Below are 9,301 nucleotides of genomic sequence, written 5' to 3' on the forward strand. Positions count from 1 at the left end.
CCGCCGACAAACACGATGATGTCGTCGGCGCCCTGGTCTTTCAAAGACTGGATGATGGCCGGCACCAGCGTTTTGTGGCCTGCCGCCAGGGTCGAAACACCCACGGCGTGCACGTCGTTCTCGATGGCCTGGCGGGCGCATTCCTCGGGCGTCTGGAACAGCGGGCCCATGTCCACGTCAAAACCCAAATCTGCAAAGGCCGTGGCCACCACTTTGGCGCCGCGGTCGTGGCCGTCCTGGCCCAGTTTGGCGATCATCACGCGCGGGCGGCGGCCCTGCTCTTCGGCGAATGCGTTGATTTCGTCCTTGAGCTTGTCCCAGCCCTCGGCGGAGTCGTAGGCGGCTGCGTACACACCGGTCACCTTTTGCGTGTCGGCGCGGTGACGGCCAAACACCTTTTCGAGCGCGTCCGACACTTCGCCCACCGTGGCGCGCAGGCGCACGGCATTGATGGACAGCTCCAGCAGGTTGCCATCGCCGCTTTCTGCTGCAAAAGTGAGAGCATCCAGCGCTTGCTGCACCTGCGCTGTATCGCGTTTGGCCTTGATATTGTTCAGGCGCGCAATCTGGCCGTCGCGCACCTTGACGTTGTCAATTTGCAGAATATCGACCGGGTCTTCCTTGGCCAGCTTGTATTTGTTGACGCCAACGATGACCTCTTTGCCCGAGTCGATGCGCGCCTGCTTTTCGGCGGCGGCGGCCTCGATTTTCAGCTTGGCCCAGCCGCTGTCCACCGCCTGCGTCATGCCGCCCATGGCCTCGACTTCTTCGATGATCTTCCAGGCGGCGTCGGCCATGTCCTGGGTCAGCTTTTCCATCATGTAGCTGCCCGCCCAGGGGTCGATCACGTTGGTGATGTGGGTTTCTTCTTGAATGATGAGCTGCGTGTTGCGCGCAATGCGCGCCGAAAACTCGGTGGGCAGCGCGATGGCTTCGTCCAGCGCGTTGGTGTGCAGGCTTTGCGTGCCGCCAAACACCGCCGCCATGGCCTCGATGGTGGTGCGCACCACGTTGTTGTAGGGGTCTTGCTCGGTCAGGCTCCAGCCGCTGGTCTGGCAGTGGGTGCGCAGCATCAGGCTCTTGGGGTTCCTGGCGTTGAAGCCCTTCATGATGCGGCACCACAGCAGGCGCGCGGCGCGCATCTTGGCGATCTCCAGGTAGAAGTTCATGCCGATCGCCCAGAAAAACGACAGGCGGCCGGCAAACTCATCCACGTCCATGCCCTTGGCGATGGCGGTCTTCACGTACTCTTTGCCGTCGGCCAGGGTGAAGGCGAGCTCCAGCGCCTGGTTGGCGCCGGCTTCCTGCATGTGGTAGCCGCTGATCGAGATCGAGTTGAACTTGGGCATGTTCTTGCTCGTGTACTCGATGATGTCGCCGATGATTTTCATCGACGGCTTGGGCGGATAGATGTAGGTGTTGCGGACCATGAACTCCTTGAGGATGTCGTTCTGGATAGTCCCGGACAGCTTGTCCTGCGAAACGCCCTGCTCTTCGGCTGCCACCACATAGCCCGCCAGCACTGGCAGCACGGCGCCGTTCATGGTCATGGATACGCTCACCTTGTCCAGCGGAATGCCGTCGAACAGGATTTTCATGTCCTCCACGCTGTCGATGGCAACGCCCGCCTTGCCGACGTCGCCGGTCACGCGCGGGTGGTCGCTGTCGTAACCCCGGTGCGTGGCCAGGTCAAACGCCACGGACACGCCCTGCCCGCCAGCGGCCAGTGCCTTGCGGTAGAAGGCGTTGGATTCTTCGGCCGTGGAAAAACCGGCGTACTGGCGAATGGTCCAGGGGCGCACCGCATACATGGTGGCCTGCGGGCCGCGCAGATAGGGCTCAAAGCCGGGCAGCGTGTTGGTATAGGGCAGGTCGGCGGTGTCCTGCGCCGTGTACAGCGGCTTGACGGTGATGCCGTCGGGCGTCGTCCAGTTCAGTGCGTCCAGATTGCCCCCGGGGGCCGATTTGGCTGCTGCCTTGGTCCAGGCGTTGAAGTCGGCGGTCTGAAAAAGAGAATCGGGTTGGCTGCTCATGGATGGACGCTTTCGCAAAGGGCAAGAAGGGGTGGTTGTCCACGCTGCTTTTCGCAAGTGCGCGGGAGTTTACCCGAACTGTAATTATTAATTCTTAGTTTTTTTACGCTACATTGCGCGCATGTCCGGCGTCACCCTCACCCCCCGCGCACTCTACGAGCAGGTCGCAGAACAGCTGCGTCAGCGCATCTTTCGGCGCGAGCTGGAGCCCGGCAGCTGGATTGACGAACTGAAGATTGCCGAGGAGTTCGGCATCAGCCGCACACCGCTGCGCGAGGCGCTAAAGGTGCTGGCGGCCGAGGGCCTGGTCACCATGAAGGTGCGCCGCGGCGCCTATGTGACCGAGATGTCCGACAAGGACCTGCACGACGTGTACCACCTGCTCAGTCTGCTGGAGAGCGATGCCGCGGGCGTGGTGGCCGCGCGCGCCACGCCGCAGCAGCTGGACGAGCTGCAGCAGTTGCACGCCGAACTGGCTGCCGCCGTGGGCGACCGCGACCGCTTTTTTGCGCTCAACGAGCGCATCCACATGCGCCTGCTGGAGATGGCCGACAACCGCTGGCGCAGCCAGATGGTGGCCGACCTGCGCAAGGTGATGAAGCTCAACCGCCACAACTCGCTGCTCAAGCAGGGGCGCATCGAGGACTCGCTGGCCGAGCACCATGCTGTGCTGGCCGCGCTGCAGGCACGCAATCCGCAGGCCACCGTGGCCGCCATGCAGGCGCACTTTGCGCACGGGCTGGAGGCGGCCGCGTGACCGCGGCGAACCGTCGCATGCACCACGACACTCTCATTTTGATAGCTTCCAGCGCTCATTAAACAAGGGCTGCAGGCCAAAATGGCTTAAATCCCGCAAGCACCTGTCCGGCTCCATAAACTGGGACAATACCGCCCCTCGCGCAGTCTTGCGCAGCCCTTTCCTTCATCCAGACGCCCGTGCCAGCCACGCCCTCCCCCTCCCCGCACAGTCCTTGGCGCATGTCCGTTGCGCCGATGATGGACTGGACCGACAAACACTGTCGCTACCTGCACCGCCTGCTGTCGCGCCACGCCCTGCTCTACACCGAGATGGTGACCACCGGCGCGCTGTTGCACGGCGACGTGCGGCGCCACCTGCGCTTTGACGCTGCCGAGCACCCCGTGGCGCTGCAACTGGGTGGCAGCGAGCCGGCCGACCTGGCGCACAGCGCTCGTCTGGGCGCGCAGTGGGGCTACGACGAGATCAACCTCAACTGCGGCTGCCCCAGCGAGCGCGTACAGCGCGGCGCATTCGGCGCCTGTCTGATGAACGAGCCGCAACTGGTGGCCGACTGCGTGAAGGCCATGGTCGATGTGGTGGATCTGCCGGTCACCGTCAAGCACCGCATCGGCATTGACAACAACGAAGACTACGGCTTTGTGCGCGACTTTGTGGGCACGGTGGCCGATGCCGGCTGCCGCGTGTTCATCGTGCATGCGCGCAATGCCTGGCTCAAGGGCCTGTCGCCCAAGGAAAACCGCGAGATCCCGCCGCTGCGCTACGACGTGGCGGCGCGGCTGAAGGCCGACTTTGCGCACCTGACCATTGCCATCAACGGCGGCTTCAAGACCGATGCGCCGGTACTGCAGCAGCTGGCGCAGGTCGATGGCGTGATGGTGGGCCGCGAGGCTTATCACAACCCCTGGTGGCTGGCGCGCTGGGACGAACTGTTTTACGGCGCCGCGCCCAACGCGCTGACGCGCGAGCAGGTCGAAGAAGACATGGTGGCCTACATGGAGCGCGAGGCCGCCGCCCATGGCACCCACTGGTATGCGGTGGCCCGCCACATGCTGGGCCTGCGCAACGGCCTTGCCGGCGCGCGCCGCTGGCGCCAGGTGTGGAGCGACCACCGCCTCAAGCACCTGCCCGCGCGCGAGGTGATGGCGCTGGCGCGCACCAAGCCGGGTGCCGCGCTGCCGGAATCGGTCAGCCTGTTTTGAGGCCGTCCAGCCAGTCCTGCAGCGGCTGCGGCCGCCCGAACAGGTAGCCCTGAAGCCCGTCGCAGTGGTGAGCGATGAGAAAGTCCGCCTGCTGGCGCGTCTCCACCCCTTCGGCCACCACGCGCAGACGCAGGTGGCGCGCTACTGACAAGATGGCCTGCACGATGGCCGCATCGTTGCCGTCAAGTGGCGCATCCTGCACAAAGCTGCGGTCGATCTTGAGCTCGTACAGCGGCAACCGCTTGAGGTAGGCCAGGCTGGAGTAGCCGGTGCCAAAGTCGTCGATGGAAAACCGCACGCCCAGCGCCACCAGTTCGTGCATGCGGCTGGCCGTGTCCTGCCAGTTTTCGACCAGCAGGCTCTCGGTGACCTCCAGGGTCAGCAGCTCGGCCGGCGCGCCGGTGTCGGCCAGGGTGCGGCGCACCTGATCGACAAAATCGGCCTGCCGGAACTGGCTCGGGCTCACGTTGACCGAGATGGACAGGGCAAGGCCCTGACCCTGCAGCCGGGCCAGCGCGGTGCAGGCCTGGTGGATCACGCGCGCGCCCATGCGCGCGATCAGGCCCGATGCCTCGGCCACGGCGATGAACTGCTGTGGCGGCACCCAGCCACGCTGCGAATGGCTCCAGCGCAGCAGCAGCTCTGCGCCAATGGGCCGGCCCGCGGCATCGACCTGTGGCTGGGCATAGACCTGCAGAGCGTCGCGTTCCACCGCATCCTTGAGGTCTTGCTCCAGTGCCAGGCGCTCCTGGGCCTGCGTATGCATGTCCTGCTCGAAAAAGCACACCTGGTTGCGCCCCAGTTCCTTGGCGCGAAACATCGCCGTGTCGGCTTCACGCAGCAGATCATGCACTCCCTCGGCCGCCCTGGGAAACAGCGTTACACCGATGCTGGCGGTGCTGCCGTAGCGGGTGCCGTCCACTTCGTAGGGCGCCTGCAGACTCTCGCGCAGGCTCTGGGCGCGCAGTAGGGCCTGCTGGCGCGCGGCGGCGGGCTCAGTGCCCAGCCGCGCAACCAGCATCACGAACTCGTCGCCGCCCAGTCGCGCCACGGTGTCGTGCCCGTCGGCTGCCGCCCGCAGGCGGCTGGCGGCCTGCTCGAGCATGCTGTCGCCCACACCGTGGCCGCGTGCGTCGTTGATCTGCTTGAAGTTGTCCAGGTCAATGTAGAACAGCCCGCCCAGCCAGCCGCCGCGGCGCGCATCCAGCAAAGCCGTGTGCATGTGCTGCATCAGCAGCCGGCGGTTGAACAGGCCCGTCAGCGCATCGAAATAAGCCAGCCGGTGCATTGCGGTCTCGGCCTCGTGGCGGCGGGTCACGTCGCGCGCCAGGGCGATGAAGTGCGGCGCAGCGCCAGGCGCGAGCCTGCGGCTGTCCTTGCGCGCCACAGACAGCTCGAACCAGTGCTCGACGCCCTGCAGCTTCAGGCAATACTGGCGCCCCTCGGAGTAGCCATGCTCTCCCGCCTCCGCCAGGGCAGCCATGCATTCGGCAGCGGCCGGCGGTGGCAGTACGTCGGCCAGCACCCGGCCCACCAACATGGGCGCGGCCACACCGGCCTGATAGGTGCGCGCTGAGCGGTAATGGTGCACCAGGCCGTTGGCATCCACCTCGAACAGCAAGTCCGGCACCGCGTTGAGCGTACCCTCCAGCTCGTCACGTGCGCGCCGCAGCTGGCGCGTCATCTTGTACGCCAGGCTCATGGCGCGCCGGCGTGCGTTGACCTGCCAGCCCACAAACCAGCTGGCCAGCAGACTCAATGCCACGCCCAGCAGGGCCACCATGTGATGGGTAAAGCTTTCAAAGCGCTGCTCGAATGCAGGCAGCGGGTACAGCACTAGCGTCCAGCGCCGCCCGCCTACATCCAGGCTGCGCACGGATTCCAGACCGCCGTTGACGGCATGCGGCGCATAGTCCACATGCGACGCAAACAGGCTCACGCCGCCTGCGACCGATGGGCCGTCGTGGATCGCCAACGCCAGGTCGGTGTCGAACTCGTGCGCCAGCCCCCGGATCACGTCCGCAAGCCGAAACGACGCGGCCACCCAGCCCACGATGGTGCTGCGGCGCTGGGCGACGGTGTCTGGCGGCTGATGCGTGGCGTAGATTGGCATGTACATGACCAGCAGCCCCGCGTCCTCGGGGTTCAGCGCGTCGCCCTCGTGCCACAGCGGCCCTGACAGCGCCATGACGCCAGAGTCTCGGGCGCGCTCAAGCGCGTGGCGTTGCTCGGGGTGCGCCAATGCGTCGTGGCCCAGCCTGCGACTGTTGTCAAGCGTCATGGGCTCGATATGGGTCACCGGCGCATGCTGAGCGCGCTCTTGCGCTGGTCTCACGTGGTAATCCGTCAGGCCCAGACTGCGCATGATTGCCTCATGCCCGGCCACGTCCGTCCACGGCACGTTGGCCAGCAGCGAAATAGCGTGCAGGCCCGGGCGGGTCTGGGGCAGATTCAGCGCCTTGACATAGGAGCGAAATTCCTGCGGGTGGATGCTGTGCGATCCCTCGTAGTAGCCTTTGACGCCGCGCAGTACAAGTTCATAGGCGGCTATGCGATCCGAAAGATTGGAGACCACCCGGTCAACTGCCACGCCAAAGGTCTGCAGGCGGCGCTCGTGCCGCGCCTGCTCCACGTTGTTCCAGACGAAATAGGTGGCGATCAGCAATGCGCCCGCCAGCAACGGTGCAACGATCATGCCTGCAGACCACAGAGTCGGGCGATGCTGGAAGTCCGGGTGGATGGCCGCTTCAGTATTCATTCATGAGCAAGGTTGGCACAGCCCCGTGTTTCAGGGCAATAGGTAGGCTCCACACTTGCAGCCATGGCAATGCCGCAGTCACTGCCGTGGCTGGGGATCAACAAGTTGCACTTGCCCGACATCTTCGCGACCACGGCCAGGACTCGAGAGCCCCTTGCCACGGCGGCCCGGGCGCAACCCCGGATTCCACCCGATTTTCCTGACTTGCCGCGGCCTGCAGCAGTGCCGCAGGCCGTCACGCGAACTTGCGGCACAAAGCGGCATGCGTGGAACATGCTCGGTACCGGCACGTCATGACTGCTCAAAAAACCGATGCGGGAACATCGCTCAAAACAGGTGCCAGACACGAATTTTCGGGTGTAAGGTGCTATCAAATCATTGCTTGGAACCAATCAAATCGTGTCACATACGCGACACGACGTGCGTAGTAGCACGGCAAGCATGAACTGGCGACTGCTGTTATATTGCACTGCAACATAACCCTGGATCGATGCCATGCTGTACACCGTCTACGAGACCCAGCGTTCCCTGATGGAGCCGTTCGCCGACCTGGCGCAAGCGGCCGCCAAGTTCTACAGCAACCCGCTGCTGCCGTTCAGTGAAACCCAAATCGCCCACCGCATTGCCGCCGCCTACGAGTTGCTCTATCGACTGGGCAAGGATTACGAAAAGCCACAGTTTGGCATCCCCACGGTGGACGTCGATGGCGTGAGCATTGCCATCCACGAGCGCGTGGAAATCAACAAGCCTTTTTGCGAGTTGCGCCGCTTCAAGCGCTTCTCGGACGATCCCGACACCCTGCAAAAGCTCAAGGGTCAGCCGGTGGTGCTGATCGTGGCGCCGCTGTCCGGGCACTACGCCACGCTGCTGCGCGATACGGTGCGCTCCATGCTCGAGAGCCACAAGGTCTACATCACCGACTGGAAGAATGCACGTCTGGTGCCGCTGGCCGAAGGCGAATTTCATCTTGACGACTACGTGAACTATGTGCAGGACTTCATCCGCCACCTGCAGGGCAAGTACGGCAATTGCCATGTCATGAGCGTGTGCCAGCCCACGGTGCCTGTTCTTGCTGCCGTATCGCTCATGGCCAGCCGTGGCGAGCGCACTCCCCTGTCCATGACCATGATGGGCGGCCCCATTGATGCGCGCCGCTCTCCCACTGCGGTCAACAATCTGGCCAACCAGCGCAGCTTCGAGTGGTTTGAGAACAACGTCATCTACACCGTGCCGAGCAAGTTCCCCGGCGTGGGCCGCCGCGTGTACCCGGGCTTCCTGCAGTACACGGGCTTTGTGGCCATGAATCCGGATCGCCACGCTACCAGTCACTATGACTACTTCAGGGATCTCATCCAGGGCGATGACGCGAGCGCCGAAGCGCACCGCAAGTTCTATGACGAGTACAACGCTGTCCTCGACATGGACGCCCACTACTACCTAGAGACCATCAAGACCGTGTTCCAGGACTACAGCCTGGTCAACGGCACCTGGGATGTGCTGTCGCCTGAAGGCAAGCCCGAGCGCGTACGCCCACAGGACATCACCGGCACGGCACTGATGACCATCGAAGGCGAGCTCGACGATATCTCTGGCTGCGGCCAAACCGAAGCCGCCCAGAGTCTGTGCTCTGGCATAGCCGCCGACCAGCGTGTGCACCTGGAGGTCAAGGGCGCCGGCCACTACGGTATCTTCAGCGGCCGCCGCTGGCGCGAGGTGGTGTACCCGCAGGTGCGCGATTTCATCCTGGCCCATCAGCGCCCGCAGGCAGACAAAGGGGCGCAGGCAGCCCCCCCGCTTCTGTCTGCGGCTGCCTGAAATCCACACCATGACGCCCACCATGGCCACGCGGCAGGCGGATGCTGCTTTGCAGGCCCTGGCCGATCGCATCAACGCTGCGCTCCCCCAGACCCAGTGCACGCGCTGCGGCTACCCGGACTGTGCGGCCTATGCGCATGCAGTGGCCAGCGGCGAAGCGGGTATCAATCAGTGCCCACCCGGCGGAGCCCAGGGCGTAGCGCGCCTGGCGGCTATTACCGGCCGTCCCGAGCTACCGCTGTCCGCCGCGCATGGCCAGGAAGCGCCGCGCGCGGTTGCCGTGATCGACGAGGACTGGTGCATCGGCTGCACGTTGTGCCTGCAAGCCTGCCCCACAGATGCGATCCTGGGCATGAACAAGCGCATGCACACGGTGATTGCCCCGCACTGCACGGGCTGCGAGCTGTGTTTGCCTGTGTGCCCGGTGGACTGCATTCGCATGCAAAACGCCAGTGGACAGGCGACGGGCTGGGCCGCCTGGTCAACCCAGCAGGCAGAGCAGGCACGCTCGCGCCACCTGGCGCGGCAAGAGCGTCTGCAGCGCGAGCAACTGGAGACCCAGGCTGTGTTGATGCATGCCGGCATGGCGGCCCAGGGAGAGTCGGCGGCGACTGGCGCTCGTGCCGCCACTCAGGCTGGCTCGGACTCGGCTGGCGCTCCGCCGGATGCCAAGCGCGCCACGATTGCAGCCGCACTGGCGCGCGCTCGGGCGCAACGAGCCGCAGACGCCGGCTAA

The 9,301-nt window shown here is 64.8% G+C and carries 6 protein-coding genes; 4 read left to right on the top strand and 2 right to left on the bottom strand.

The genetic code is table 11. From position 1 onward, the window contains the following. Nucleotides 1-2,033, bottom strand: a 2,033-nt coding sequence (gene scpA, locus AB7E35_RS14205) for a methylmalonyl-CoA mutase (protein WP_428167786.1), incomplete at its 3' end; no start/stop codon positions are given. A 121-nt stretch (nucleotides 2,034-2,154) separates the two neighbouring features. On the opposite strand from scpA, the gene AB7E35_RS14210 reads away from it, so the two are divergent. Further along, a complete protein-coding gene (locus AB7E35_RS14210) occupies nucleotides 2,155-2,790 on the top strand; it encodes a GntR family transcriptional regulator (RefSeq protein WP_428162460.1) in 636 nt (211 codons plus the stop codon). 179 nt (nucleotides 2,791-2,969) lie between these two features. Further along, the gene (dusA, locus tag AB7E35_RS14215; RefSeq protein ID WP_428167787.1) at nucleotides 2,970-3,992 is read left to right on the top strand and encodes a tRNA dihydrouridine(20/20a) synthase DusA; all 1,023 of its coding nucleotides are present in this window, start codon (nucleotides 2,970-2,972) and stop codon (nucleotides 3,990-3,992) included. On the opposite strand, the gene AB7E35_RS14220 is transcribed toward dusA, so the two are convergent. After that, complete coding sequence (locus AB7E35_RS14220) at nucleotides 3,979-6,750, bottom strand: bifunctional diguanylate cyclase/phosphodiesterase (protein WP_428167788.1); 2,772 nt, start codon at nucleotides 6,748-6,750, stop codon at nucleotides 3,979-3,981. The two genes, dusA and AB7E35_RS14220, sit on opposite strands and share 14 nt — an antisense overlap. Before the next feature lie 495 nt (nucleotides 6,751-7,245). Here AB7E35_RS14220 and AB7E35_RS14225 point away from each other — a divergent pair, with 495 nt between their 5' ends. Both AB7E35_RS14225 and rsxB read left to right on the top strand, forming a co-directional pair. Beyond that, the gene (locus tag AB7E35_RS14225) at nucleotides 7,246-8,565 is read left to right on the top strand and encodes a polyhydroxyalkanoate depolymerase (RefSeq protein ID WP_428162463.1); all 1,320 of its coding nucleotides are present in this window, start codon (nucleotides 7,246-7,248) and stop codon (nucleotides 8,563-8,565) included. Nucleotides 8,566-8,575: 10 nt separating this feature from the next. Continuing rightward, entirely contained in the window at nucleotides 8,576-9,301 is a 726-nt protein-coding gene (rsxB, locus tag AB7E35_RS14230; protein WP_428162464.1) for an electron transport complex subunit RsxB, read from the top strand.

This window comes from Diaphorobacter sp. (assembly GCF_050251835.1).
In the GTDB taxonomy this organism is placed as follows: Bacteria; Pseudomonadota; Gammaproteobacteria; order Burkholderiales; family Burkholderiaceae_C; genus JBFXIE01.

Excerpts from the sequence above, each read along its gene's own strand:
- AB7E35_RS14210 (WP_428162460.1), top strand. The coding sequence starts at position 2,155 with ATGTCCGGCGTCACCCTCACCCCCCGCGCACTCTACGAGCAGGTCGCA.
- AB7E35_RS14220 (WP_428167788.1), bottom strand. The coding sequence starts at position 6,750 with ATGAATACTGAAGCGGCCATCCACCCGGACTTCCAGCATCGCCCGACT.
- AB7E35_RS14225 (WP_428162463.1), top strand. The coding sequence starts at position 7,246 with ATGCTGTACACCGTCTACGAGACCCAGCGTTCCCTGATGGAGCCGTTC.
- rsxB (WP_428162464.1), top strand. The coding sequence starts at position 8,576 with ATGACGCCCACCATGGCCACGCGGCAGGCGGATGCTGCTTTGCAGGCC.